Raw genomic sequence first — 26111 nt, 5'->3', positions numbered from 1 at the left:
CTCATTTTACGATGATTGATCATTAGCTGGAGGATACGCCAATCCTACAGGCCACAGAGCAACCCGCCGATGACATCTTCCTCCGACCGCTCGACTTATCTGAAGCTCGCCGCTGTGACCGTGATCTGGGGCGGGACCTTTGTGGCCGGCCGCTACCTGGCGGCCGACCTTGACCCGCTGCTGGCCGCGACCCTGCGTTTTCTATCGGCGAGCGTTGCACTGTTGCTGTTCATGGCCTGCGCACGCGTGCGCCTGACTCGCCCTGACGCCAGGCAATGGGCGCGCCTGGCCGTGCTGGGTTTTTTCGGCATCTTTTTCTACAACCTGTGCTTCTTTTACGGCCTGCATTACATCAATGCATCGCGAGCCTCCTTGATCGTGGCCCTAAACCCCGCAGTGATCGGCGTGGCTTCATGGTGGCTGTTCAAGGAGCGCCTGGGCGCGGCCAAGTGGCTGGGGATTGCCTTGTGCCTGGTCGGCGCAGGCACGGTGATTGTCAGCCGCAATCCCCAACTGCTGCAGGCCGCAGCCAACGCGTGGGTCGGCGATGTGCTGATCTTCGGCTGCGTGGTGGGGTGGGGCGTGTACTCATTGTGTTCCCGTGAGCTCAACCAGAGCCTGGGCGCGTTGCAAACGGTCACGTGGTCGATTCTGCTGGGGACAGTAATGCTGACGGCCACAACCCTCATCAGTGGCAGGATCAGCCTGAATGCGCTGGCCGCCGTGCATTGGCCGCAACTGTTCAGCCTGTTGTACCTCGGGGTGCTGGGCTCGGCGCTGGCGTATATCGGCTGGTACGACGGCATCCGCCGAATCGGCGCGACCCGCGCCGGTGTGTTTATCGCGCTGAATCCGCTGACCGCCGTCATTTGCGGCGCGGCGTTGCTGGATGAGCGACTGACTCTGCCGATGCTGTTGGGCGGCGCGGTGATCCTGCTCGGTATTTACCTGTGCAACAAACCCCTTGCTCCGAGCAGGCCAATGGGGATTTGATAAGAGTACGGACAAACGCTGTTACGCTGTGTAGAATCGATTTACGCATACAAGAATATGGACTTGCGCTCACGCAAGCCTCAGCCGTCAGAGACTGATGTACCCATGAAGCTACTCGGCTCCCCCCTCATCTTCGGTGACTTCCTCGCCCGCAGCGTGCGAGGTCTCTCGTGTGCGCCTCCCTCCCACTTCATCCTTGCTGGCAATTGACATCCGTTCATCCCAAGAATGAAGAGGCGCCGAAAATGGCTGACCAATACGAAAACCCAATGGGCCTGATGGGCTTTGAATTCATCGAATTCGCATCACCCACCCCAGGCACCCTGGAGCCGATCTTCCAGATCATGGGCTTCAGCAAAGTCGCGACCCACCGATCCAAGAACGTCGACCTGTATCGCCAGGGTGAGATCAATCTGATTCTCAACAACGAACCCAACAGCATCGCCTCCTACTTCGCGGCCGAGCACGGCCCATCGGTGTGCGGCATGGCGTTCCGTGTGAAGGACTCGCAAAAGGCCTACAACCGCGCCTTGGAACTGGGCGCCCAGCCGATCCATATCGACACCGGGCCGATGGAGCTGAACCTGCCGGCGATCAAGGGCATCGGCGGCGCGCCGTTGTACCTGATCGACCGTTTCGGTGAAGGCAGTTCGATCTACGACATTGATTTCGTCTACCTCGAAGGCGTAGAGCGCAACCCGGTCGGTGCCGGCCTCAAGGTCATCGATCACCTGACCCACAACGTGTATCGCGGGCGCATGGCCTACTGGGCCAACTTCTACGAGAAGCTGTTCAACTTCCGTGAAGCGCGCTATTTCGATATCAAGGGCGAGTACACCGGCCTGACCTCCAAGGCCATGAGCGCCCCGGACGGCATGATCCGCATCCCGCTCAACGAAGAGTCGTCCAAGGGCGCCGGGCAGATCGAAGAGTTCCTGATGCAGTTCAACGGTGAAGGCATCCAGCACGTGGCGTTCCTCACCGACGACCTGGTCAAGACCTGGGACGCATTGAAGAAGATCGGCATGCGCTTCATGACCGCGCCGCCGGATACCTACTATGAAATGCTCGAAGGTCGCCTGCCGAACCATGGCGAGCCGGTGGACCAACTGCAAGCGCGCGGCATCCTGCTCGACGGTTCGTCCATTGAAGGCGACAAACGCCTGCTGTTGCAGATTTTCTCGGAAACCCTGATGGGTCCGGTGTTCTTCGAATTCATCCAGCGCAAGGGCGATGATGGCTTCGGCGAGGGCAATTTCAAGGCGCTGTTCGAGTCCATCGAGCGTGACCAGGTGCGCCGCGGTGTACTGAACACCGACTGATCACCTTCTCGTCACAACAAGCCCGGTCGAGGTCGCCTCTGCCGGGTTTTTTTGTACGCCAGGTGTGAGGAACCGTATTTCGAGCCGCGTCCACAAAGATGGCAGGGCCGCAGGAAACCTCCTGTGCCTTGATGCAGGGATGCCGAACTTCAGTAGTCACGTCGGGATACATTTTATGATCAATACATCCTATGCAAGCCAACATCCGCTTACCCCTTACGCGCAAAACGAGCCCGCAGTGTCCACTCGCCGCATCCGCTCGACCAGCGACTCGGACCCAGTCGACCAGGCGTTTCAAAACTACATGGACCGCATACAGTCAGAGTTCCGCGACGGTTCGCTGAGTGCCGGCGGGCGAGCGCTGGCGACTGCCGTCGTAAGGCCTGGCAAACCGGGAGCACCCGGTGTGCAGGTGTCGACCTTTGCCGTCGATGGCGTACAAGCCAAAGACATCGTCATGGCCAAGCGCACGCCGGCGACCGCCGAAGGGCCGAACTTTCTGATGTATTTGCCGGAGCAAGAAGGTCAGTCGTTTCACGCATTCAACACCCGTGAAGAAATGACAGCCTCGCTCAAGGCGGCGCTCAGCGATCCAAAGAAGGTGGACCAGCTTGCCGCACACTTCTCCAGTGACGCGGCGCCAAAGCAAGTGGAGCGTGTCAAGCGGGTGCTGGAAAAGTTTGCCGCTGGCGATCCCAATGCGGTGGTCGGCAGTTATGGGTATGAGAAGGGGGACATCTTTACGCGCCTGGACAAAGACGCCAGCACCCCGCCGGTGCCGGTCAACGGCCTGACCGACACGCGCCTCCACAACCTATCGCCGGACGGCACAGCTACCTACGTCGGGACGCGCGCGGATGGCAATAAGGTGCTTTATTATTATGACGGTTACGGCAACCTGCATGGCGGTAGCAAGGATGGTCTCTACTTAGTGCGTAACGGGCTGAACAATAACGACCCGCTCGTATTGATGACGCCCAAGGAATACAAAGCGGATCTCGGTAATCTTCTCCTGAGCAATGCGGGCGCCAATGATCTGAATGGGCTCTACGACGAGTTCCTCAAGCAGCTCAGAAACCCAGGCCATGGCCTGGGGACGGCGCTGGAGGCGTTGGGCGTTCCTGAAGACGTGGCTTATTCTATCGAAAAAATCGCCAAGAACCCGGTCACAGGCACGTTGCTCGAGCTGAACCAGGGCAATCGACTGGGCAATCTGTTTGGCGTCAAGAAAGAAGTGATGGATGCCTCCCTGGAAGAGGTAGGCAATCAAGTGCAGAGCGACATCCCGATTTACGGCTCAAGGCGCGAGCAACTGAACGCCGTGGCCGACCTGTTGGAAAAGCAATTTGGCACGCCTGTTCAGCCAACAGTCCAGGTGCAAACCCGCTGAATGGCGGCGCAGCCCTGAGCAGGAGGGCATGGATGCCCCCCACGCTCTCGCGCTTATGCCCTGCGTTGGCGCACCAGGTGCTTGAAGCCTTCGTACACCAGCACCATCACCGCCAGCCAGATCGGGATGTAGGTCAGCCATTCGCCCGCCTTGATACCTTCACCCAGCAGCAACGCCACCCCCAGCAGCAGGACCGGCTCCACATAACTGAGCAACCCGAACAGGCTGAATGCGAGCAAGCGGCTGGCAATGATATAGCTCACCAGCGCCGAGGCACTGATGACGCCCAGCATCGGGATCAACGCGTACAGTTTCGGATGGGCCGCCATCACCGCAAAGCCCTGTTCGCCGCTTTGCACAAACCACCAGGCCACCGGCAGCATCAGCGCCATGTCCAGCCACAGCCCGCCCAAATGGTCGGTGGTCAGGTATTTGCGCACCACGAAATAGACCGGGTAACCGATGATCACCACCAGCGTGGCCCAGGAAAAACCACCGACCTGATACAGTTCGTTAAGCACCCCAAGGGCTGCAAAAAACACCGCGATCTGTTGCAGCCGCGACAAGCGTTCGCCGTACACCAGGCGCCCGGTCAGCACCATGGTCAGCGGCAGCAGGAAATAGCCCACCGACACATCCATGCTGCGCCCATTCAGCGGCGCCCACATGAACAGCCACAATTGCACGCCGAGCAGCGCCGAGGACACCACGATGCCGCCAATCAGTCGCGGCCTGGCCGCCAGCATCCGCAGCACGTCCCATACCCGTCGCCATTCGCCGCTGATGAGCATGAACACCGTCATGCACGGCATGGTGAGTAACATGCGCCAGCCGAAAATCTCCAGGCCACTCAAGGGCGTCAGCAGCGACGTGAAGTAATACATCACGGCAAACAACACCGAAGCCAAGACCGATAACACAACACCTTTAGACACGCTGTCCTCGCGAAAACCGTTGGATACAAAAGAGGGGGGATTTCAGCAGGGGAATATAGTGCTTTTGGCGTCAGAAGGTGGCTCTGTTTTGGGGCGTTTCATCCAGGTTTTGCTCACTGCCCTTGGCTGGAGGGCAGTGAACTGCGATTTTTCGGGGGTTACGTGCGTGCCATGCGGCCCGACACAAAATGACCGACATCATTGAAGCCCGGGGTGGACGAGTGCCCCGGCGTCACCAGCGAGTCGATAAAGGCCTCGTCCTCAGCGGTGAGCTTCACATCCAGTGCGCCGGTGTACGCATCCCACTGCGCTTCGGTGCGCGGGCCGACAATCGCAGAGCTGACGGCCGCGTTATTCAGTACCCAGGCGATTGCGAATTCGACAATCCCCACGCCACGTTCTTGGGCGTATTGCTGGATTTGCTGGGCAATGCGCAGCGACTCGACCCGCCATTCGGTTTCCAGAATGCGCTTGTCCTGCCGCGCGGCGCGGCTGCCGGCCTCGGGCTTGGCATCGGGTGCGTATTTTCCGCTGAGTACGCCACGGGCCAGTGGGCTGTAAGGCACCACGCCCAAGCCATAGGCGGCTGCGGCGGTGATCTGTTCGACCTCGGCCTGGCGATTGACGATGTTGTACAGCGGCTGGCTGATCACCGGCTTGTCCACGCCCAGGCGCTCGGCCACGCGAATCACTTCGGCAATGCGCCAGCCGCGGTAGTTGGACAGGCCCCAGTAACGGATCTTGCCCTGGCGAATCAGGTCGCCGATCGCCGATACGCTGACCTCCAGCGGGGTGTTGTGGTCTTCGCGGTGCAGGTAGTAGATATCCAGGTAGTCGGTGTCGAGGCGGGTCAGGCTGGCTTCCAGTGCATTGAAAATACGCTTGCGGCTCAAACCGCTGCGGTTGGGCAAACCGTCCGGTGGGCCAAAGCCGACCTTGGACGCCACCACCCAATCCTGACGCTGGCGGGCGATGGCTTCACCGATCAGCTCTTCCGAACGTCCGCCTGTATAAACGTCGGCGGTGTCGATGAAGTTGATGCCCTGGTCCCAGGCCTTGTCGATGATGCGCAACGAGTCTTCGGTGTTGGTCTGTTCGCCAAACATCATGGTGCCCAGGGTCAAGGCGCTGACCTTCAACCCGGATTGGCCCAACGTGCGATAAATCATACAAAGCTCCTCAAATCAGGAAAACGTGTGCCATGCAATACCAGACTCGCAGGCTCTGGGACAAGCCCTGGGCGCGTTTCTTCATACGCTCAGCAGCGTCCGGCAACGTGTCTGGAGGAAGCGATGCAACACTTTCACCCGTTCCGACACTTGCAGGCGATGGGGGCACATCAGATTGAAGGGCGTGTGTTCGCCCTGCCAGTCGGTCAACAGTGGCACCAGGCGTCCGGCCTGGATGTCGCTGGCGATATCCAGGTTGGCTTTATAGGCGATGCCATGCCCGGCCAATGCCCAGCGCCGCACGATTTCGCCGTCATCGCTCAAATAGTCGCCCGTCACCTCGACTTCCTGCAGCTCGGCGCCTTGGCGGAAGTACCAGGTGTTGTTGGCCCGCCCCTGGCGCATGTAGCGCAGCGTATTGTGTTGCGCCAGTTCTGCCGGCGTGCTCGGTGCGCCATGGCGCGTGAGGTAGGCGGGGCTGGCGCAGGCGATGCGGCGGTGGTCCGGCACCACTGGCAACGCCACCAGGCTGGAGTCACGGGGTACACCGAAGCGCAGCGCGATGTCGACGGTTTCGCGGAACAGGTCGGCGTTACTGTCGTTCAGCAACAGTTGAACGCGGATGTTCGGGTGCTCCAGCTTGAACTCATCCAGCCAGCCCAGCAGCACGTTGCGCCCGAAATCCGAAGGCGCGGCCAATTGCAGCCAACCGCTGAGGCTTTGGCCTTGTTGCTTGATCGCCTGTTCACCCTCGGACAGGGCTTCCAGGGCCACACGCACGCTGTCCAGATAGCGCCGGCCTTCCTCGGTCAGGCGCATGCTGCGGGTGGAGCGCGCCAGCAGCCGTATGCCCAGGCGGGTTTCCAGGCGCTTGAGCGCAATACTCGCGGCGGCCGGCGTGAGACTGAGGCTGCGCGCGGCGGCCGACAGGCTGCCGGTGTCGGCGCTGCGCACGAAGACTTCCAGGTCGAGAATCGAGCTCATTTGTAAAAAACCTTTAAATATCTTGTCGTTTTACCGGGATTTTTCGCTGATTGCCAAGCTGGGAAGATGAACGCTCATTTTTTGACCCAGGATCTTTCTCCATGACCCATTCCCTCAGCGGTAAAACTGTCATCGTTATCGGCGGCAGCAGCGGCATTGGCGCGGCAGTGGCCAAGGCGGCAGCCGCGCGTGGCGCACAGGTGGTGCTGGCTGGACGGCGTGTGTCCTCCGGCGTCGATAACGGCGTGCGCAGCGAACCGGTGGACGTCACCGACAGCGCCTCGCTGCAACGCCTGTTCGAAGCCGTGGGGCACTTTGATCATCTGGTCTATACCGCCGGCCCGTCGGTGCGCGCCAAGAACCTGATCGACACCGACCTGGACGAAGCCCAGGATAATTTCAACGTTAAACTCTGGGGTTCGTTGCGCGCGATTCAACGGGCGCTGCCGTTCCTCGACGAGCACGGCAGCATCAGCCTGACCTCCGGTCAACTGGGGCGCAAATTGGCGCCCGGTCAGTTCATCAAGACCGGTATCAATGCCGCCACCGAAGCGCTGGGCAAGCAATTGGCCAAGGAGCTGGCACCGCGTCGGGTCAATGTGATCAGTCCTGGCGTGATCGACACGCCGGCGTATGCCGGGTTGGACGAAACGCAGCGCCTGGCGATGTTTGCCAAGGTGGAGAGCGCATTGCCAGTAGGTCGCGTCGGGCAGGCCGACGAAGTGGCGGCGGGGTTTGTGCTGGCCATGGAAAATGGCTTTATGACCGGCGCCGTGATCGATATCGACGGCGGCGGCCAGTTGTAAATCCCCAACCCAGAGTAGGAGCAAGCCTGCTCCAACTGTCAGACTTTGAGGGTGCGGGTCATACGCAGTGCCAACACACTGCCACCGACGATCACCGCCGCCAGCAGGTACAGCGCGATATCCGTGGACCCGGTGGCATCCTTCACAAAGCCGACGATGTACGGGCTGAGGAAGCCGGCCATCTGGCCCATCGAGTTGATCAACGCCAGGCCACCTGCCGCCGCGCCCGCACTGAGCATGGCGGTGGGCACCGGCCAGAACATCGGCAGGCCGGTGAGGGCGCCCATGGTGGCGATGGTCAGGCCGAGAATGGCGATGGCCGGGGTGGTGGCGAAATTCACCGCGATCACCAGGCCCAGCGCGCCCATCAACATTGGCACTACCAAATGCCAGCGCCGCTCCTTGCGCAAGTCGGCGGAGCGGCCCACCAGCAACATGAACACTGCGGCCAGCAGGTAGGGGATCGCGCTGAGCCAGCCGATCACCAGGTTATCGCTGAAACCCAGGTTCTTGATGATCGAGGGCAACCAGAAGTTGATCGCGTAGACGCCGCTCTGAATGCAGAAATAGATCAAGCCGAACGCCCAGATCGCCGGGTTCTTGAACACTTCGGCGAGGGAGTCGGTGGTGGTTTTCGGCTTGTTCGCCAGGTCAGTCGCGTGGTCGGCTTCCAGCATTGCGCGCTCATGCGGTTGGAGCCATTTGGCGTTGGCAAAGCTGTCGCTGAGCAGGAAGTAGGCGAGGGCGCCCAGGATTACGGTCGGGATGCCTTGCAACAGGAACATCCACTGCCAGCCGGCGAGCCCGCCTTGGCCGGCGCCGAAGTGGTTGAGTATCCAGCCGGAAAACGGGCTGCCCAGCAGGCCGGACACCGGAATCGCCGACATGAACAACGCCATGATCCGCCCACGGCGGAACGTCGGGAACCACTGCGAGAGATACAGCACCACACCGGGGAAGAAGCCGGCTTCGGCGGCACCGGTCAACAGGCGCAACGTATAGAAATGCGTCGGCGTGGTGACGAACAGCAGGCAGGTAGACAGCGTGCCCCAGACGATCATCATCAAGGCAATCCAGCGCCGCGGACCGAACTTGGTCAGCGCCAGGTTGCTCGGCACGCCACACAGCACGTAGCCGATAAAGAAGATCCCGGCACCCAGGCCGTACACGGTTTCGCTGAACTTCAGCGCGTCGAGCATCTGCAACTTGGCAAAGCCAACGTTCACCCGGTCAAGGTAGTTGAACAGGTAGCAGATAAAAATGAAGGGGATCAGGCGCAGGGTAATGCGCTTGTAGATGGCGTTTTTATCGTCATCGGTGGCCAGTGGGGCAACGGCGCTCTGTGACATGGGAGTCTCTCTTTATTATGATTTTTTGCGATGCGAGGGTAACGTTGATCGCCCCATGAGTCTCGGCCACCTGGCGGGGTGCTGTCTTTGTGCTCGCGCACAGTGAAGCATCCTTTGCGCTGTGCCGATGAACAACCGCCGCTTTCAAGGAAATTAGCCCCATGTTCGAGCTGGATCATGACCTGGCGCAGGATATCGTCGATCGCACCATGGCGATCCTGCCGCATAACGTCAACGTCATGGACAGCCAGGGCCTGATCCTCGGCAGCGGCGAGCCGGAGCGCATCAACACGCGGCATGAAGGCGCGCAACTGGTGTTGGCCAACGGCCGCGTGGTGGAGATCGACGGGCAGACCGCCAAGCACCTCAAGGGCGTGCAACCGGGCATCAACCTGCCGTTGATGCACGACCAGCGCCTGATCGGCGTGCTCGGCATTACCGGCGAGCCGGAGGGGCTGCGCACGTATGCCGAACTGGTACGCATGACCGCGGAAATGCTGGTCAGCCACCGGCATCAGCAAGCCGAGCAACAATGGCGACGCCAGCGCTGCGACGATCTGTTGGCGTTGCTGCTGGCCGACACCGGCGACTCGCCACGCCTGGTGGATGAGGCGCAGCAACTGGGGCTCAAGCCGCAGATGGCGCGCACGCCGTATCTGTTCGAGTTGGGGGCGGGGCAGACGGCGGAAGCGCTGAGTGCCTGGTTGACGTCGCGCTATCCGGACAGTTGGTGCGTCAGCTCCGCGCAGTATTCGCTGCTATGGTGCCGGCCGGCGGCGGTGCCGGTGGACAATCCGCGCCTGCTGGAAAAGCTCGAAGGCCTGGGCTGGACGATTCTGCGGGTGGCGGTCGGCGGGCAAGCCGATGGCTTGGCGGGGTTGCGTCGTTGTTATCGACGCGTGGGCGACCTGCTGGCCTACGGCCGCGATGTCCTGCCGCATTCACGGCTGCTGACCCTCAACCGCTATCGCCTGCCGGTGATGCTCTGGCGGCATCGCAACGACGATGCCCTGGACGAATTGCTCAACCCGCTGCGAAAAGTGCTGGCCAAGGACAACAACGGCCAACTGCAGGCGACCTTGCGCAGTTGGTGCGAACACGACGGGCAAAGCCAGGCATGCGCCGATGCGCTGGGCATTCACCGCAACAGCCTGCGCTACCGCATGGAGCGCATTGCCGAACTCAGCGGAGTCGACCCGTTGACGCTGGATGGCATGCTCGCGCTGTACCTTGGCGTCCAGCTGCTGCCCCAGGTTTTGTCGGAATGACCAACAAGCCGGGTTCGCACTTGTGCATCGGACCAGCGTCATTGCCGCTGCCAACTGGCAGCATGGGCGGCATAAAAACCGGAGAACGCCCATGAAAATCATCATCGCCCCCGATTCGTTCAAAGACAGCCTGAGTGCCGAAGGCGTCGCCCAGGCCATTGCCGAAGGCTTGGCGCAGGTCTGGCCGGATGCACGCGTGGTCCAGTGCCCGATGGCGGACGGTGGTGAAGGCACGGTGGAGTCGGTACTCGCCGCCTGCCAGGGCGAACTGCGGCACCAATCGGTGAAAGGCCCCTTGGGCGCTGCGGTTGACGCGCATTGGGGCTGGCTGGCCGACAGCCACACCGCACTCATCGAAATGGCCGAAGCCAGCGGCCTGCAATTGGTGGCGCCGGGGCAGCGCGACGCGTGCTCCACGACCACTTTCGGCACCGGCGAACTTATCCGCGCGGCCCTGGACGCCGGTGCCCGGCGCATCATCCTGGCGATTGGCGGCAGTGCCACCAACGATGGCGGCGCAGGCGCGATGCAGGCACTCGGCGTGCAGTTGTTCGATGCCGAGGGTCACCCTCTGGCACCGGGCGGCCTGGCTTTGGCCCGCCTGGCGCGGATCAGCCTGGAACAACTCGACCCGCGCCTGGCCCAGGTGCGCTTTGAAATCGCCGCCGACGTGAATAACCCGTTGTGCGGCCCCCACGGCGCCTCGGCGATTTTCGGCCCGCAAAAAGGCGCCGATCCGCAGCAGGTCGAACAACTCGACGCGGCCCTCGGCCATTTTGCCGACCATTGCGCCAAGGTCTTGCCCAACGACGTGCGCGACGAACCCGGCAGTGGCGCCGCCGGCGGCCTGGGGTTCGCCGCCAAGGCCTTCCTCGGGGCGCAGTTCCGTGCGGGGGTGGAGGTGGTCGCCGAACTGGTCGGCCTCGACGAAGCGATACGCGGCGCTGACCTTGTGATCACCGGTGAAGGTCGTTTCGACGCCCAGACGTTGCGCGGTAAAACACCCTTCGGCGTGGCACGCATCGCTCAGCGGCACCAGGTCCCGGTGATCGTGATCGCCGGCACGCTGGGTGAAGGCTACGAGCAGATGTACGCCCACGGCGTGGATGCAGCCTTCGCCTTGCCGTCCGGGCCGATGAGCCTGGAGCAGGCCTGCAGCGAGGCACCGCGCTTGTTGCGCGAGCGAGCGGCGGATGTTGCGCGGCTGTGGCGCGTGGCCCGGCGCAGGGAATAGCGGTAACCGTCGGCGCCGTGACATAGCTGTCGATAATTACTATGATCCGTGCACTCTTTAAAGACTGGCCGATCTGGCCAGACACGTTGGAAGCCGATCATGCAGATCAAGCGTTTTACCCTCGTCAATTTCCGTGGCATCGAGAAGATGGAGCTCGATTTTGAGGGCAAGAAGACTGTCGCTTTGGTGGGCGTCAATGGCGTGGGCAAGTCTTCGATTCTGGATGCGTTGGCGATAACGTTGTCTAGTCTGACGGCTCGGATGGTTGGTCAGCCGTCCAAGTCACGGTCGATCTCTAAAGATGACATCAAGATCGGAGCCGACTACACGCGGTTACATGTCGAAACCAAGCTATTTGAAAACTACGACGTCGATTGGGCAATTGCTCTGAATCGCAAAGGCGGCAAGCATCCCAGTGACCGTAGTAGTGATTTGTCTCGATTAAACGATGCCGCAGACGGCGTTGAGTATGGAATAGGTCAGTACGAGTTCATCGGCGGAGAGTCAATCGAGTTGCCATTGGCGGTCTACTACGATGTACACCGTGCAGTACTGGACGTACCGTTACGCGTTCGCGAGCATTTGGCAAATGCCATTGCTGAGGGGTATGACGACGCACTTGGCCATGGTGGCGCCGACTTCAAGCGATTTTTCATTTGGTTTCGCAACCAGGAAGATCTCGAAAATGAAAATAGTCGAGATATTCCAGGCTATCGGGACCCAGAGCTTTCCGCGGTACGCAGAGCGATCGAAACGTTTACCGGGTTCAAGGACGTTCGGGTTCGCCGCAAGCCTGCGTTGAGAATGACTGTTCTCAAAGGTGAATTCGAATTCAACGTCCTGCAACTTTCAGACGGTGAGAAATGCCTGTTGGCAATGGTCGGCGATTTGGCTCGCAGACTCACATTGCTCAATCGCGAAGTGCCTGACCCATTGAAAGGAAAGGGTGTTGTCCTTATTGATGAGTTGGATCTGCACCTCCATCCAGGCTGGCAACGCACCGTCGTCGCCAATTTAGAAAAAACCTTTCCCAACTGCCAATTCATCATTACCACTCACTCCCCACAAATACTGGGAGAATTACCTGCTGAATCGGTGATGCTGCTCAAAGACGGTCAGTATCTAGGCCATCCAGAGCGCTCACTGGGGCTTCGCAGTGGTGAGGTGATCGAAGAACTGATGGACGGCTTGTCACAAAACCTAAACGTCAGTCAGCAACTCAGAAAAATCTACCGCAATCTTGACGACGATGATCTTGAGTCGGCCCAGTCTCACCTTGCGCAATTGCGCGAAAAGGTCGGAAAAATTCCTGATGTCCTTGAGGCTCAAGCGAGCATTGATTCATTGAGGTCGTTAGAAGAGGGCGAGGCGTGAGGTCTATCAAAAAGGGCGCAGAACCGCGCGCGTTGATTGAATGGCGAAGGGAAAACCGTGATACACCGCAAAATCTCTTTTATGGCAAAGGCAGCAGCTTTCCTAGCGAGGCGGTTCGCCAAGCGCTATTGAAGGAGCAATTTCATTTATGCGCCTACACGTTGCGTCGTTTGCCGACAGCGGCAGAATGCCAGGTTAAGAATCAGGGCACACAATTCAGTTGCCATATTGAGCATATTCTTCCCCAGCACCCTTACAGGGCTGACAGCATCGTCTACACAAATATTGTGGCGTGTTATCCATCCAGCCAAACCAAAACGGTTTGCGGTTATGGCGCGGTGGCGAAGGAAGATTATGACCCGGCAAAAAAGCCCTTTATTTCTCCGTTGACTGCAAATGTAGAGCGGCATTTCCGGTTCACCCGTGATGGGTATGTCGAAGGGCTCACACCTGAAGCGATCGCAACAGTCGAGGTCTTGAACCTCAACCATCCGACGTTGGTCAATGATCGATCCGCGGTTATCAAAGGTCGATTGCAGCCACGGGGCAGCTATATTTCAGCGGCGATGGCCAGGCGTTTGGTTGAAGAGATCGATACGCCAGATAACCAGCAGTGCCTCCCCGAGTACTGTCAAGCGATCAAACAACAGGCTCAGCTTCACGCACAACACCTTGAAAAACGAGCGGTTCGTGTACGTGGTCAAGTGAGGCCTTGAACTCAACCCGCATAAGCCGTGAAACTGGCCGGCCACTTGTCTTTCAATGGATGAAACACAATGCACGCACCTGAACCCCATATCGTGATCCAGCGCTTTACCGAGGCCCATCTTGAAGGTGTCGCCGCGCTCTACAACGAGCCGGCTGTGTGTCGTCAGGTGCTACAGATGCCGTTCCAGTCCGTCGAGGCGTGGCGCAACAAGCTGGTGACAGATAATGAGCGGCGTCTGCAACTGGTGGCGCTGCATGGCGGGGAAGTGGTCGGCCAGCTCGGCCTGGAACAGTACCTGCGCGTGCGCCAGAGCCATGTCGGTTCGTTCGGCATGGGCGTGACGCCAGCCTGGCAAGGCAAAGGTGTGGGCTCTCGCCTGTTGACGGCCGCGTTGGATGTGGCCGACAACTGGATGAACCTGCACCGCGTGGAACTCACGGTGTATGCCGACAACGAAGCGGCCCACAACCTGTACCGCAAATTCGGCTTCGAAGTGGAAGGGCTGCTGCGCGATTACGCCCTGCGCGACGGTGTCTTCGTCGACACCCTGAGCATGGCGCGCCTGCGCCGCTCGGCTTAGTCCCGTAACGCGAACGCCACCGCTGCCTGCGCATGCAGCACCGTGGTGTCGAGCAGCGGCAGGTTGCTGTGTTCGGGTTTTATCAGCAGGCCGATTTCCGTGCAGCCCAGGATGATTGCCTGGGCGCCGCGTGCGGCCAGGGATGCGATCACGCGCTGATAGACCTGGCGTGACGCCTCGCTGATCACGCCGACGCACAATTCCTCATAGATGATCCGGTGGACGGCCTGGCGCTCGTTCGCATCGGGCACCAGCACGTTCAGGCCGTGGGCGGCCAGGCGCGAGGTGAGAAAGTCCTGTTCCATGGTGAACGCGGTGCCGAGTAAACCCACGGTCAGGGTGCCGGCGGCGACGGCTGCGGCACCCGCGGCATCGGCAATATGCAGAAAGGGAATCGACACCGCCGCTTCGATCCGCGGCGCCACCAAATGCATGGTGTTGGTACACAGCACCACGCACTCGGCACCCCCGGCTTGCAGGCGGCGCGCAGCATCCTCGAGGATCAGCGCGGCGTCGTCCCAGCGTCCGGCATGCTGGGCCTGTTCCACCGGGCCGAAGTCCACGCTGTACATCAGCAGTTGCGCCGAACGCAGCGGACCGAGCTGGTCGCGCACGCGCTGGTTGATGATACGGTAGTACTCGGCGCTGGACTCCCAGCTCATGCCGCCGATCAGGCCGATGGTGTGCATGCGATGCTCCTGACAAGAAATATCGCATCACCTTACCCATCGGTCGCCGAATAGTCATACGCAGTTGCGCGCCAAATCAGCGGAGCAGTTTCACATATCCAGATTGCCCCAGCCCGGCCTGGCTTGCTCCGCTGCCACCGCGTGGATCTGTTTGCCGGTGGCCAGCTCCACCCGGCGTGCCACCTCCGGGTCGTCGGCGAACGGAATCAAACTGGCCTCATCCAGCGTCTCCTCGGATTGACCGCGCAAACAGTACTCCACCGCGCCATACAGGCACACCACCATCAGAAAGCCCCACATCAGACGATCCTCGCGTCAAGCTGCGCAACCCGCAAGTCGGCGACCCGCACCGTGCGCCAGGTGTTGTAGGCCATCAGCAGCATGCCGCTGAGAAACAACACGCCACCGGCAAAGCGCACCACAAACCCCGGATGGCTGGCCTGCAAGGCCTCGACAAACGAGTAGGTGAGGGTGCCGTCATCGTTGATCGCACGCCACATCAGGCCCTGGGTAATGCCGTTGACCCACATCGAGGCGATATACAGCACGGTGCCGATGGTCGCCAGCCAGAAGTGCAGGTTGATCAGCGTCACGCTGTGCATCTGCTGGCGGCCGAAGACTTTCGGGATCATGTGGTACAGCGAGCCGAAGGTGATCATCGCCACCCAGCCCAACGCGCCGGCATGGACGTGGCCGATGGTCCAGTCGGTGTAGTGGGAGAGGGCGTTGACGGTCTTGATCGCCATCATCGGCCCTTCGAACGTCGACATGCCGTAGAACGCCAGCGACAACACCAAAAAGCGCAGGATCGGGTCGCTGCGCAACTTATGCCAGGCGCCCGACAAGGTCATCATGCCGTTGATCATGCCGCCCCAGCTCGGTGCGAGCAGGATCAGTGACATCGCCATGCCCAGCGACTGCGCCCAGTCCGGCAGCGCCGTGTAATGCAAGTGGTGCGGACCGGCCCAGATGTACAAGGTGATCAGTGCCCAGAAATGCACGATGGACAGGCGATAGGAATACACCGGCCGTCCGACTTGTTTCGGCACGAAGTAGTACATCATCCCCAGGAAACCGGTGGTCAGGAAAAAGCCCACGGCGTTATGCCCGTACCACCATTGCACCATCGCATCGGTGGCGCCGGAATACACCGGGTAGGACTTGAACCAGTCCACCGGAATCGCCAGGTGGTTGACCACATGCAGCATGGCGATCACCAGGATGAACGCGCCGAAAAACCAGTTGCCCACGTAGATGTGCCGGGTCTGGCGCCGTACCACGGTGGTGAAAAACACAATGGCGTAGGCCACCCACACCACCGTCATCCATACCGCGCCGGAGAATTCGATCTCGGCGTATTCCTTGGTGGTGGTGTAGCCCAACGGCAGGCTGATCAACATGATCACGATGACCGATTGCCAACCCCAGAAGGTAAATGCGGCGAGCTTGTCGGAAAACAGCCGCACCTGGCAGGTGCGCTGTACCGCGTAATAACTGGCGGCGAACTGCGCGCTGCCGGCGAACCCGAAGATCACCAGGCTGGTGTGCAACGGTCGCAGTCGGCCAAAAGTCGTCCAGGGCAAATCGAGGTTCATTTCCGGCCAGACCAGCTGCGAAGCGATCCACACGCCCATGGCCATGCCCACCACGCCCCAGACGATGGTGGCGATCACGAATTGGCGGACGACCTTGTAGTTATAGGCCTGTCCGATTGTTGCTGTGCTCATGCTCAGTCCTCCCACGGTTCCAAGTGGCAGGCACTGTAGGAAGTGTGGGTAAAACAAAACAGACTCAGAAAAAGCTGATTACTACGGATCAGTTTATTTGGCGTGAAAGCACGGCTTATAGCCCATCTGATCCGCTTTTTAAGCCTGCACCTGAATCTTTAATGCCCTGCGCCGCAGGCGCATAGTCGCCGCCTCTAGAAGCCGCGCCCTGGGACGCGGCCAACCCTGATGAGGCGGTGATATGTACCAGTACGATGCATACGACCGGGCGCTGGTGTTCGAGCGCGTGGCGCAATTTCGTGATCAGGTCGAGCGTTTTATCGCCGGCGACTTGAGCGAAGAAGAGTTTCTGCCCTTGCGCCTGCAGAACGGCCTGTACCTGCAAAAGCATGCCTACATGCTGCGGGTGGCGATTCCCTACGGCACCTTGAGCGCCGAACAGATGCGTACCCTGGCCAGCATCGCCCGCGACTACGACCGTGGCTACGGCCACTTCACCACCCGGCAGAACCTGCAGTTCAACTGGATCGAGCTGCACCAGGTGCCCGATATCCTCGAACGCCTGGCCCAAGTGGACATGCATGCGATCCAGACCTCCGGTAACTGCGTGCGCAATATCACCACCGAAGCCTTTGCCGGGGTCGCGGCCGACGAGCTGCTGGACCCGCGCCCGTTGGCGGAGATTCTGCGCCAGTGGTCAACCATCAACCCGGAATTCCTGTTCCTGCCCCGCAAGTTCAAGATCGCCATCTGCTCGGCCCGCGAAGACCGCGCGGCGATCATGATGCATGACATCGGCCTGTACCTTTACCGTGACGACCAAGGCGAGATGCTGTTGCGCGTGATGGTGGGCGGCGGCCTGGGCCGCACGCCGATCCTCGGTTTGCAGATTCGCGAGGGTTTGCCGTGGCGGCACCTGCTGTCCTACGTCGAGGCGGTGTTGCGGGTGTACAACCGGCATGGCCGGCGGGACAACAAGTACAAGGCGCGCATCAAGATCCTGGTCAAGGCGCTGGGGATCGACGCGTTTTCCCAGGAGGTGGAGGAAGAATGGCAGTACCTGCGCGATGGCCCTGCGCAGTTGACCGATGCCGAATACGCGCGCGTGGCGTCGGCCTTCGTGCCGCCGGCGTATGCGTCGCTCAGCGATACCAGCCTGGCCTACGGCACCGAACTGGCCGACAACCCGGGCTTTGCGCGCTGGGTCAGCCGCAACGTCATGCCGCATAAAGTCGCGGGCTACGCCAGCGTGGTGTTGTCCACCAAACCCGGTATCAGCGCGCCGCCCGGCGACGTCAGCGCCCCGCAAATGGAGGCCGTGGCGGAGTGGGCGGAGCAGTTCGGTTTTGGCGAAATCCGCATCGCCCATGAACAGAACATCGTGTTGCCGGATGTGCCCAAGGAGCATCTGCATGCCGTGTGGCGCCTGGCCTGCGAACACGGTCTGGGCGCGGCGAATATCGGCCTGTTGACCGACATCATCGCCTGCCCGGGCGGTGACTTCTGCGCCCTGGCCAATGCCAAGTCGATCCCCATCGCCCAGGCGATCCAGCAGCGCTTCGATAACCTCGACTACCTGCACGACCTGGGTGACATCAGCCTGAACATCTCGGGTTGCATCAATGCCTGCGGCCATCACCACATCGGCAATATCGGCATCCTGGGCGTCGATAAGAATGGCAGTGAGTGGTATCAGATCACCCTCGGCGGGGCCCAGGGCAAACACAGTTCACTGGGCAAAGTGATCGGCCCGTCGTTCAGCGCCGCCGAGATTCCGGATGTGATCGAGCGCGTGATCAGCACCTTCGTGCGCTACCGCGAAAGCGAAGAGCGCTTTGTCGATACCGTGCAGCGCATTGGCCTGGAGCCGTTCAAGGAGCAGGTGTACGCGGAGCAGCCGGCATGAATAATCTGTTGAAGCTTGAGCAGGGGCAGGCGCGTCTGGTGGCGGATGATCCGTGGGTGTTGGTGCGTGACGAGGTGCCGGACGGCGCTGCACTGATCCTGCCGCTGGCGTCCTATGCGCCGGGGCATGGCGTGTGGCTGGGCCCGGATGATGAGGTCGAACAGCTGCAGCCCTGGCTCGCCACGCTGCCGCTGATTGCCCTGGATTTCCCCAGCTTTCGTGACGGCCGCGCCTATAGCCAGGCCTATCTGTTGCGCACGCGTATGGGCTGGCGAGGCGAGTTACGGGCGATTGGCGATGTGCTACGCGATCAGCTCAGCCACATGCGCCAGTGCGGGTTCGATGCGTTTGCGGTGCGCGCGGACAAATCGGCTGAAGACGCCCTGAAAGGGCTGGCGGGGATGAGCGTGCAGTACGGGCGTAGCGTGATCGAGCCGCGCCCGCTGTTTCGCAGGCGTTAATCATACGGTGAGTTGCCGCATCTGCCATGATCGCGGTTCGCACTACGGCTCACCCGAGGAAAACCGCAATGGATGATGTACAGCAACTGGGCGAGATGCTTCGTCATTACGCCGATAGCGAAGCGCACAAAAAACAGCAGTTCGAGGTGCAATCGGCGCGCTGGGCGCTAAAGCTCGGCGAGCTGTTCCAGCAGATCGAACAATGGCTGGAACCGGTCAATACCGCTGGTTTGCTTGAAGTCCACCGTGAAGCGTATGTCGCCAGCGGCCCGAGCGTTCCGGTGGAGACATCGCCGTTCAAGAGCGAAAAACTCACCGTGCAGATCACCGGCAAGAATGTGGAGTTCGTGCCGGACGTGATGGGCGTCGGCGGCTTGATTTCGGTGTCGGTCATGGGCCTGACGGCGGCACGGCACGGCAGTGTTTCACTGGTGCTGCCGGCGGATAAAAACGACTGGTTGTGGAAGAAAACCAACGGTTTGAAAGACCCGGACACCTTCGCCTTCAACGCGAACTTCCTGGCCGCGCAGTTGCAGAGCCTGATCCCGCGCGAACGCAGCTGAGCTTTTCAGCGCTTTTTCCCAGGATTGGCTATACCTACAGCTCAACGTTCTGATGATGACTGCCAAGGAGTTCGATGATGAAACTAAGGCTAATGATCAGCACGCTCTGCATCGCCACGATCGGGATGGTGGGCTGTGCCAGCCAAGTCACGCAACCGGATGAGTATTCAGGATTCCTGTCCGATTACAGCCGCCTCAAGCCGGCCAAGTCGCCTTCGGGCGTCGAGGTGCTGCGTTGGGTCGATCCGAAACTGGATATGAGCCGCTACAACGCGGTGTATATCGAACCGACGCAGTTTTACCCCAGGCCCCAAGCCACCGCGAAAATTCCTGAGAGCACGTTGCGTGGCATCAATGACTACTTCAACCAGGCCCTCAAGCGCGAAGTCGGCAAGTCATTGCCCCTTGCCCAAGGGCCCGGCGCCGGAGTGTTAGTGGTGCGTGCGGCGATTACGGCAGTCAGCAGCAAAACCCAGGGCCTGAAACCTTATGAGTTCGTGCCGGTCGCCCTGGTGGCCGCTGCGGTGAGTAGCGGCACCGGCATCCGCGACCAGGACACGGTGCTGGGCACCGAGGCGCAGTTTCTTGACGGCGCCAACGGCAAGGTGGTTGCGGAGGTAGTACGCAAGGGCACCGGCAAGCCGCTGGAAAACGACTCGCAGGTGATGACGCCCAATGACGTGAAAAGCGTGATCGACGGTTGGGCGTCGGATTTGCATCAGTCGTATCTGAAACTGAAAAAGCGGTAAGTCGCTTGCCGTATCACTTCAGTGGCGTCAGCGGCGGCAGCTTCCACTGGCCGTTGTTCGCTTCGGGTTTGGGCAGGTACAGGCGCAACACCGCGTAGAACGGGCCGGGCGGTGCCGGCAACCAGTTGCTCTGTTCGGCTTTTGGCGGTTCGTGGTGTTGCAGCGCCAGGGTCAGGCCGCCATCGGCGTCCAGTTTGAGGTTGGGCAACATCCGCGAATTGATCACATAGCGCTTTTTGTGGTTGGGCACCAGCAACTTGGTCTTGGCGTTGTACAGGGTCAGTGACCAGAAGGCGTCGACCGGCGGCAGTTGGTCCTTGGCGAAGTGGACGGTGTAGCTATGGCGCGCGCCGTTGGCGGGCTTGCCTTCACTGTCGACGACGTAATTGAAGTAGGTGGCTTCATCGGCAGAGTTGCCGAAAAGCCCCACCTCGGCACCGGCATAGCGGTACAGGTCGTTGTTTTTCAGGTGATCGCGGTTGCCGAACAGGTCGCCTATGGCGACCTGCTGGGTGTCGAGTTTGTCTTTTTTGAACGCCGCGAACTCAGCCTTGGCGTCGGCGATCCCGTCTTCCAGTGCTTTACGCTGTTCGGCGCTCAACTGGTTGACCTTGAACGGCGCACCCGGTGCGATGCCGATGGTGGCAAAGCGTGCGAGCTGGTCTTTCTCGCTGTCCTGAGGGGCAGCGAAGGCGAGCATGAAGTTCAAGTAGCGAAACAGTTGCGGGCCTTCGGTCATGTTGGCCAGCGGCTTGGGCCAATCGATCTTCGGCGCTTTGGCCGGGGCGGCTTGTTTCACATAGCTGCTGAGCGACTGCACTTTGTAGCCATTCTGGATCTGCTTGACCTTGTTCAGGTCCTTTTCATCAAACAACTGCGTGCGGTACAGCGCATAAGCGAGGTTACTTTCGCTATACACCACACGATCCACATCGACCGGCTGCTGACCTTTCCAGTCGGGCCCGGCGATCATGTAGTGGCCGCCATTGTTGCCGGTGCTGCGCGTGCCCAGGTACGCGAAGTTATGCGTATAGAGGTCGACCAGTTGCACCGAGTAATAGCGGTTGTCTTCGATCTTGGGCAGCGTCAGCACCAGCGGCTCGCTACGCAGGTCCATCCAGACGAAGGAGTAGGGCGTGTCGGGGTTCGGCGTGGCCAGTGTGGTGTCTTTGGGGGTGAAGACCTGGGCGGTGTTGCCGATATGGTTGAACGGTGCCTTGAAGTTGACGCCGCCCTTGTCGACCGCCTGGGTGTAGAGCGTTTTGTACATTTCCACGACCGGGTAACCATACAAATAGGCTTCCTTGGCGATTGCCCGAGCCTCAGAGGGGGTGGCCGTGAAGTCGGCCCAGGCGCCAGAGCTCATGAGTATCGAGAGGCTCGCCAACAGCAGGCGCGTCGGTTTTCCAATCATCTTGTTGCGTCCTTCCAGAGGGCTTGTGAGGAGTACTATTGAATGGTGTGGCAAAGCGGCGAGTTTCCAACTTTATTGGCCGAACGTCACGTTAATCCCGGTATGACGTACAGCTTGACGTAAAAATGCCGCCTCTGTGGGCGGCATTGGACAAAAACGCAACGTCAGGCTGCGTCAAGCATTTGCTTAACCTTATTGCGCAATTGATCGATGGAGAACGGCTTGGCGATCGATTGCATGCCCGGCTGAACCTCGATGCTCTCGGGATAACCACTGGCAAACAGGACCGGCAGTTGCGGGCGCAGTTTACGCGCCTGGGTGGCCAAGTCCCGGCCGTTCATATCCGGCAGGCCGACATCGGTCATCATCAGATCAATGACTTCATTTGTGTTCTCTACGAATTCAAGCGCCGATTTGGCGTCTTCAGCCTCCAGCACACGGAACCCCAGCTCTTCGAGTACATCGACGATCAGCATACGCACAATGGAGTCGTCTTCGACTACGAGAATGGTTGAGGTGGGTGCCGACATAGTGAACATTCCTGAAAAAGTGAAGGTGCTGGGCGCGACAGGTCTAAAGGCAATCCACTAGTGAGTAGCGACAAGGCCAGCAAGTTCCGAAAAATTGCTGGCATTGTGAGCTTCGCGCCGGAGAATGTCGCGTCAGGGGCGGAAAAACTACAACGGGACCGACGCGATACGGTGGACCTGTGCGGAATCGCGGTAGAACTGCATGTCACCGGACTCAAAATAACTCACTTGATACTCAGGCGTGCCCGGATTCGTACCGTAAGCCCGATGCTGAAACGGGCTGGTGCCGCGATTCAGGGTACGTTCCAGGCCATTTTTCATGGCCTCGGCCGAGTCAAATTGGGCCATCCCGAAATTCGGATCGAAGTAGAACCAGACGGGTTTGTCGTCACGCACCATGACGCCGGCCAGCAGGGCGTGATCCTTCGTTGCAATCCTCAGGCTCCTTGGCGGGCTCGCATCGGTCAGCTCGGTGGCGATCTGATGATAGGGAATCTGCCTGGGCTGCTTGCCCATATGAAAGGTATCCACGTGTTTGACTGCTTCATGAAACGACCTGAGGGTGCGGATGAACTGCGTCGCCACAGGGTCCCGTGGATCGGCGGCCGCCTTGAACATATTGCCCAGGTAGGTCGTCTCTTGGCCCGATTGCATGGCCAGCGCCAGGGTATTGGCGATACCCGCACATTCGCCTGGTGAAGCCAGATTGACTTGGCTGAGGTAAAACTCCTGGGGCATCGGGGTCAAGGTGCCGCCGACGGCGTGGATATCCCGCTGGAACAGGGTAAAGCCTTCCTGGATCAGTCTGACTTTCTTGCGTTCGATCTGTTTGACCAGCGTGCCGACGTCTTCGGCGCCCAGCCACCCACGGGAGACCAGCATCTGAAGCTCGAGAATCGTCGAGTCTGACGAGAAGCCCGGCACCTTGTGCGGGTCACCGTTCGCATAGCCGGCGTTGAAGTCGGAAACCTTCTCGGGGCGTTGCGCGCGTTTCAACTCGTTTTCGAACTCTTTGGGTGCATATTGACCGAGTACGGTCGGCGGGCCCTCCGGCGACTGTATTTCGCCCGCCAGCTTCTTGTAGAGCCAGTCGGTGAAGCTCTGGTTGATCTGCCCCTTCGCCGACACCGTGGTGGGTGCGAAGCCCTGGAGTGGCCCGCCGTAGGCGCGCATTTTTTCCGCGTCGAAGGCATACCATTGGCCATTTTTCAGCACCGCGGCACCGTCGATACTGTGTTCGCCGATCTTCACGGTGCCTGTGGCGACGACGCCATGCTCGTTGCTGGCGGCTTTGAGCAGGTCGTAACGGCCCGACGCGCCACGCAATGCGTTCACACCTTGCGCGCCTTTGGCGCCGAGGAACTTGAGCCCGCCACCGGCCAGGCGGGCCCCGCCAACCGCCAGGTCGCCTGCGCCGCTCAGCGGGTTGAATGCGCCGAACGTGGCCATGCCGATGACTTTGGCCGACCGTGCCACCTTGGTCGCCGCCGAAACGGTGGTCCCTGCGATCTTGACCACTTTTCCGGCCGCACCCACACCCGCCGTCACGATGCCGAACGCGTCCAGGCTCAGATCGATCAAGCCTTCAGCAATGTTGCCGTTGCGGAAGTGGTTGATCGCGGAGCGCAAAGGGACCAGGTCCAACAGGAAGTTTTCAATCATGTCGGACCGGTTCCGAATATTGTCGTCGGTGGTGAGGCCACGCGCCTGTTGCTTGATCGCCGGATCATCGAGGTTGATATGTTCAACGAAGGCATCGGCGATCAGTTGGACGCGGTGCGAGGCGAAGGTATCGCTGGGTGAATCGCCAGGCGGTGTCTGCTCTGTATCAAGCGTGGCTTGACCGGCACTGGGGGTGAACACCTTTGTTTCGGAGACGATATTCGCCTTCCTTGAAGAGCCAGGCTGTGCCTGCCACTGCGGAATACTGCGGATAGCGCCGGCGTTGAAGTCGATCTCATAGGCCGTGGTCACCCCACCGCGCTCGATCCTTACCAGTAGTTCTTCGCCTTTGGGCAGCTCGGTTTTGTCACTGAACAAACCCAGCCCAAGTTTATGGGCGTGATTTTGATAAAAAGTGACGTTGCCATATTCAAAGTTTTTTCGGTCGTCTGCCGGCAACTGGCTGATCAAGTGCTTGATATACGTGCCGACCGCGCTCTTCTTTTCCTCGATCACCTGCTTGAATTGCGACTCGAACGCCGTGGCCACCCCAAACTCGGGATTGGCGTTCAACGCCCCCACGGGGATACGGCTGTCACGGGAGCCGTAGACCGCGTCGGGTCCAACGTCCATCATCGCGACATCCAGCAGCGAGTGCACGCCCGGCACCTGATTTCTACGCCGGATATCCCCGCCCGGCATATGGGTGACGCGAATCAAGGGTTCTTCGAACAGCTCCTCCTTGTCGGGAAAGCGTTGTTTCAGCTCGGCCAATGCCATCGCTTTACGGGACGGGATGTCTTTGTCGAAGGCCTCTGAGGCGGCCAGCATCACGGATTGGCGCTCGCTGAAGCGAGTCACCAGGTTGTTCAGTTCATCGGACGCGTACAGATGCTCGGCTTTTTTCTCCAGCAGGCCATTGGCCGTGCCCCAATCGATCAAGGCGTTACGTTGAGCGGTGTTCGTCATGTTCACGTCTGCGCCGCTGGCGTGTTCGGCTTCCAGCATGACCGCGGCGAAGCTCATATTGGCGACCCGGCCGGGTATGTGCGCGTCGACCATCGTCGCGGCGATTGCGAGGTTGACCCAGGCCGGGCTGCCAAAGGTCACGCTGTCGGGAATGTCCTTGACCAGAAATACCGGCGCACGACCCGCCAGCAGCAGCTGGGCGGCTGCGCCAGCCAGTTCTGGGCTGGTTTTACCCTGAGCCACCAGGTGTTGGCGCAGGGCATCGACGATTTGGGCGGCCGACTTGCCCCTGAGTGAGTCGTCGGCCAGGTCGAAGCCGGCCACGTTGTTGCGTTGGGGGGCGGTGATGGACTCTGGGTCCAGCTGCAGTATCACGGCCGCGAGCAGGTAATCGAGGCTGCTGCTATCGGTGGCAATGCCCTGCATCTGTTCCTGAAGCGCGTGGCCCAATGATTGTGCTTCTGGCGAACTGACAAGGGCGTTCAACGTCGCGCCCGGGCTCGTCAGCGCTTCGGCCGCGAGAGGGGTTCGATGCCGCAGGAACTCCAGTACTCCGCCAGTGGTGTGCTTGAGCGGCTGTTTTTGCCCAAGAGGGTCGGTGTAATCCAGGGTGCGGGTGCGCAAGCGTTGTTGCTCATCGGCGCTCAAGGGCACCGGCCAGCTGAGGGCGCCGCCCAGGTTACCCAACGGGTGCGCCTGGGATCGGGCGGCCATGGCGTCCGACAGCCCGGTCAGGGATAAATGGCTATAGGGTGAAAGCAATCCTCCCTGGCGTTTGATAAAGCTATCCACGCTGGTGCTGCCGCCGACTTCGCTGTGATAAACCGAGTCGGGGTGAACGTCCATCGGCGTGGTCTTGAGGGCTGCCTGCACGGCCGGGGTGGAGGCGTCAGGCCCAAGCCGCAGGGCGATTTCGTTGAGTTTGTCGGCGAGTGTTTTGAGGTTGTGATAATGCCCCAGCTTCGCCTTGAGGCTGGCGCTTTGCGCGACGGTGACGCTGGCTGGCGGCTGCACCGTTGGCGCGGGCGAATCGTGGCTGGGGACGGGTGTCAACGTCGGCGGTGTAGCGGCGGGTATTGCGGGTGGCGTGGAGAGCGGCATCAATGAAACGCTGGGGAGGGTTTGCAAGGAAATAGTCATACGAGCACCGTTTTGTTGAACAGAAGGTGAGCGCCTTTCTCGCGGAGTTTCCTTATTCCCAAGACGCTTTAGTCTGTGGAAAGGCTGATCAACCAGGTTCCGGTTCAGCACGGGCGGAGTGTGAGCAACTGAAACTGTGACGGGATGTGGGCGGTGTTCAGGGGGCCGTTGCCCGATTACGCCGTTTC

The 26111-nt window shown here is 60.3% G+C and carries 23 protein-coding genes; 13 read left to right on the top strand and 10 right to left on the bottom strand.

Annotation, left to right across the window (positions count from 1 at the left end):
* Positions 1-69: 69 nt before the first annotated feature.
* The 3 genes from C5F70_RS10190 to C5F70_RS10180 all read left to right on the top strand — a co-directional run bounded on the left by C5F70_RS10190 (position 70) and on the right by C5F70_RS10180 (position 3705).
* On the top strand, positions 70-993 hold the full coding sequence (locus C5F70_RS10190; RefSeq protein WP_104903238.1) for a DMT family transporter: 924 nt from the start codon (positions 70-72) through the stop codon (positions 991-993).
* A 245-nt stretch (positions 994-1238) separates the two neighbouring features.
* Positions 1239-2315, top strand: coding sequence for a 4-hydroxyphenylpyruvate dioxygenase (gene hppD, locus C5F70_RS10185; protein ID WP_017846293.1), 1077 nt, complete (start codon positions 1239-1241; stop codon positions 2313-2315).
* A gap of 175 nt (positions 2316-2490) precedes the next feature.
* A complete protein-coding gene (locus C5F70_RS10180) occupies positions 2491-3705 on the top strand; it encodes a dermonecrotic toxin domain-containing protein (protein WP_256588388.1) in 1215 nt (404 codons plus the stop codon).
* Positions 3706-3758: 53 nt separating this feature from the next.
* Here the strand turns inward: C5F70_RS10180 and rarD are convergent, their stop codons facing one another.
* The 3 genes from rarD to C5F70_RS10165 all read right to left on the bottom strand — a co-directional run bounded on the left by rarD (position 3759) and on the right by C5F70_RS10165 (position 6793).
* Entirely contained in the window at positions 3759-4640 is an 882-nt protein-coding gene (rarD, locus tag C5F70_RS10175) for an EamA family transporter RarD (RefSeq protein ID WP_102617074.1), read from the bottom strand.
* A 158-nt stretch (positions 4641-4798) separates the two neighbouring features.
* Positions 4799-5809, bottom strand: a complete 1011-nt coding sequence (locus C5F70_RS10170; protein ID WP_104903236.1) for an aldo/keto reductase — start codon at positions 5807-5809, stop codon at positions 4799-4801.
* A gap of 81 nt (positions 5810-5890) precedes the next feature.
* Positions 5891-6793 (bottom strand): LysR family transcriptional regulator, encoded by a 903-nt coding sequence (locus C5F70_RS10165; RefSeq protein ID WP_104903235.1) that lies wholly within the window; start codon positions 6791-6793, stop codon positions 5891-5893.
* Positions 6794-6894: 101 nt separating this feature from the next.
* Between C5F70_RS10165 and C5F70_RS10160 the strand changes: the two genes are divergently transcribed.
* The gene (locus C5F70_RS10160) at positions 6895-7599 is read left to right on the top strand and encodes an SDR family oxidoreductase (protein ID WP_104903234.1); all 705 of its coding nucleotides are present in this window, start codon (positions 6895-6897) and stop codon (positions 7597-7599) included.
* A gap of 38 nt (positions 7600-7637) precedes the next feature.
* Here the strand turns inward: C5F70_RS10160 and C5F70_RS10155 are convergent, their stop codons facing one another.
* A complete protein-coding gene (locus C5F70_RS10155; protein WP_017846287.1) occupies positions 7638-8948 on the bottom strand; it encodes an MFS transporter in 1311 nt (436 codons plus the stop codon).
* A gap of 161 nt (positions 8949-9109) precedes the next feature.
* Here C5F70_RS10155 and C5F70_RS10150 point away from each other — a divergent pair, with 161 nt between their 5' ends.
* The 5 genes from C5F70_RS10150 to C5F70_RS10135 all read left to right on the top strand — a co-directional run bounded on the left by C5F70_RS10150 (position 9110) and on the right by C5F70_RS10135 (position 14113).
* Positions 9110-10216, top strand: coding sequence for a sugar diacid recognition domain-containing protein (locus C5F70_RS10150; protein WP_046489470.1), 1107 nt, complete (start codon positions 9110-9112; stop codon positions 10214-10216).
* A 91-nt stretch (positions 10217-10307) separates the two neighbouring features.
* Positions 10308-11450, top strand: a complete 1143-nt coding sequence (locus C5F70_RS10145) for a glycerate kinase (protein ID WP_104903233.1) — start codon at positions 10308-10310, stop codon at positions 11448-11450.
* 99 nt (positions 11451-11549) lie between these two features.
* The gene (locus tag C5F70_RS10140) at positions 11550-12824 is read left to right on the top strand and encodes an AAA family ATPase (protein WP_104903232.1); all 1275 of its coding nucleotides are present in this window, start codon (positions 11550-11552) and stop codon (positions 12822-12824) included.
* Positions 12821-13540, top strand: a complete 720-nt coding sequence (locus tag C5F70_RS30560) for a hypothetical protein (RefSeq protein ID WP_158683852.1) — start codon at positions 12821-12823, stop codon at positions 13538-13540. Before C5F70_RS10140 ends, C5F70_RS30560 begins: the two co-directional genes overlap by 4 nt.
* Before the next feature lie 60 nt (positions 13541-13600).
* Complete coding sequence (locus C5F70_RS10135; protein WP_104903231.1) at positions 13601-14113, top strand: GNAT family N-acetyltransferase; 513 nt, start codon at positions 13601-13603, stop codon at positions 14111-14113.
* Here C5F70_RS10135 and C5F70_RS10130 read toward each other — a convergent pair.
* From C5F70_RS10130 to ccoN, 3 genes are all read right to left on the bottom strand, one after another.
* A complete protein-coding gene (locus C5F70_RS10130; RefSeq protein WP_046383518.1) occupies positions 14110-14802 on the bottom strand; it encodes an aspartate/glutamate racemase family protein in 693 nt (230 codons plus the stop codon). The genes C5F70_RS10135 and C5F70_RS10130 overlap by 4 nt on opposite strands.
* A gap of 90 nt (positions 14803-14892) precedes the next feature.
* Positions 14893-15102, bottom strand: coding sequence for a cbb3-type cytochrome c oxidase subunit 3 (locus C5F70_RS10125; protein WP_017846283.1), 210 nt, complete (start codon positions 15100-15102; stop codon positions 14893-14895).
* On the bottom strand, positions 15102-16529 hold the full coding sequence (gene ccoN, locus C5F70_RS10120) for a cytochrome-c oxidase, cbb3-type subunit I (RefSeq protein ID WP_017846282.1): 1428 nt from the start codon (positions 16527-16529) through the stop codon (positions 15102-15104). The genes C5F70_RS10125 and ccoN overlap by 1 nt, the downstream gene beginning before the upstream one ends.
* A gap of 241 nt (positions 16530-16770) precedes the next feature.
* On the opposite strand from ccoN, the gene C5F70_RS10115 reads away from it, so the two are divergent.
* The 4 genes from C5F70_RS10115 (at position 16771) to C5F70_RS10100 (ending at position 20208) form a co-directional block, all read left to right on the top strand.
* A complete protein-coding gene (locus C5F70_RS10115; protein WP_102617078.1) occupies positions 16771-18435 on the top strand; it encodes a nitrite/sulfite reductase in 1665 nt (554 codons plus the stop codon).
* On the top strand, positions 18432-18896 hold the full coding sequence (locus C5F70_RS10110; RefSeq protein ID WP_017846280.1) for a DUF934 domain-containing protein: 465 nt from the start codon (positions 18432-18434) through the stop codon (positions 18894-18896). Before C5F70_RS10115 ends, C5F70_RS10110 begins: the two co-directional genes overlap by 4 nt.
* 68 nt (positions 18897-18964) lie before the next feature.
* Entirely contained in the window at positions 18965-19459 is a 495-nt protein-coding gene (locus C5F70_RS10105; RefSeq protein WP_017846279.1) for a hypothetical protein, read from the top strand.
* 77 nt (positions 19460-19536) lie between these two features.
* On the top strand, positions 19537-20208 hold the full coding sequence (locus tag C5F70_RS10100) for a DUF3313 domain-containing protein (RefSeq protein WP_026139938.1): 672 nt from the start codon (positions 19537-19539) through the stop codon (positions 20206-20208).
* 13 nt (positions 20209-20221) lie between these two features.
* Here C5F70_RS10100 and C5F70_RS10095 read toward each other — a convergent pair whose 3' ends face one another.
* The 3 genes from C5F70_RS10095 to C5F70_RS10085 form a co-directional block, all read right to left on the bottom strand.
* Positions 20222-21622: a DUF1254 domain-containing protein gene (locus tag C5F70_RS10095; protein WP_017846277.1), complete on the bottom strand. Its 1401-nt coding sequence runs from the start codon at positions 21620-21622 to the stop codon at positions 20222-20224.
* Positions 21623-21786: 164 nt separating this feature from the next.
* A complete protein-coding gene (locus C5F70_RS10090; RefSeq protein ID WP_017846276.1) occupies positions 21787-22152 on the bottom strand; it encodes a response regulator in 366 nt (121 codons plus the stop codon).
* Between the two features lie 147 nt (positions 22153-22299).
* Positions 22300-26034, bottom strand: a complete 3735-nt coding sequence (locus tag C5F70_RS10085; RefSeq protein ID WP_256588387.1) for a hypothetical protein — start codon at positions 26032-26034, stop codon at positions 22300-22302.
* Positions 26035-26111: the final 77 nt, after the last annotated feature.

This window comes from Pseudomonas sp. LH1G9 (genome assembly GCF_002949975.1).
Classification (GTDB): Bacteria; Pseudomonadota; Gammaproteobacteria; order Pseudomonadales; family Pseudomonadaceae; genus Aquipseudomonas; species Aquipseudomonas veronii.
Note: the sequence above shows the minus strand (reverse complement) of the source record. Positions and strands in the feature narration are given on the sequence as shown.